The sequence below is a fragment of the Salinimicrobium oceani genome (assembly GCF_012037645.1).
Genome location: NZ_JAAVJR010000205.1, coordinates 1 through 626, shown reverse-complemented (window position 1 = coordinate 626; position 626 = coordinate 1). Strand labels below are relative to the sequence as shown.

Sequence of the window (626 nt, the reverse complement as noted above, 5' to 3'; positions counted from 1 at the left end):
AAACAGTCTTTCTATGAGTACACCGGCCTTTACTACCGATTTTGGAGAAGCCCAGAACCTCAATGAAATCAGTTTTAGTGCAAACCTGGGATTGGGAGTATATTATAATTTTTCACCTAAGATCAGGCTCAATCTGGAACCTATGTTTAAATACCAGCTCAATACTTTTGACCACGGCAATTCCCATTACTTCGGAATTTACTCAGGGCTGAGTTATCAGTTTTAGGTATAATGTTTAAGGTACCAGAATTGTGGATTAAGGTTTAAGGTTTAAGGTTTAAGATTTGTGGAAAAAAGTAATTCGGAATCCGCAACCCGGAACGGGCAACCTGAAACCCTCAACAGGTAACAGGCAACAGGGCAACAGGCAACAGCTTATTCTTCAAAATTAGGAAAGCAAAATTTTCTATTACAACCGTACTTTTTTAATTGTTCACAGCTCATTGAAAAAGACGCAACCTTTTTGAATTTTCAGGTCATATAGGTAAAGACAATTATTAAGATCAAAATGAAGAAATTTTTATTACTGGCACTGTTTGTATTCACGCTTCAAAGCTGTGAATTGGAATCCGATGATCCTGGGTGGCTTCCCGAGTTAGTTCGAGTTACAGATATTGAACTTCCTG

General features: G+C 37.9%; 1 pseudogene. It reads left to right on the top strand.

Annotation, left to right across the window (positions count from 1 at the left end):
- Window positions 1-226: pseudogene (locus HC175_RS16285) on the top strand (hypothetical protein); the annotation flags it as partial.
- Window positions 227-626 lie beyond the last annotated feature (400 nt).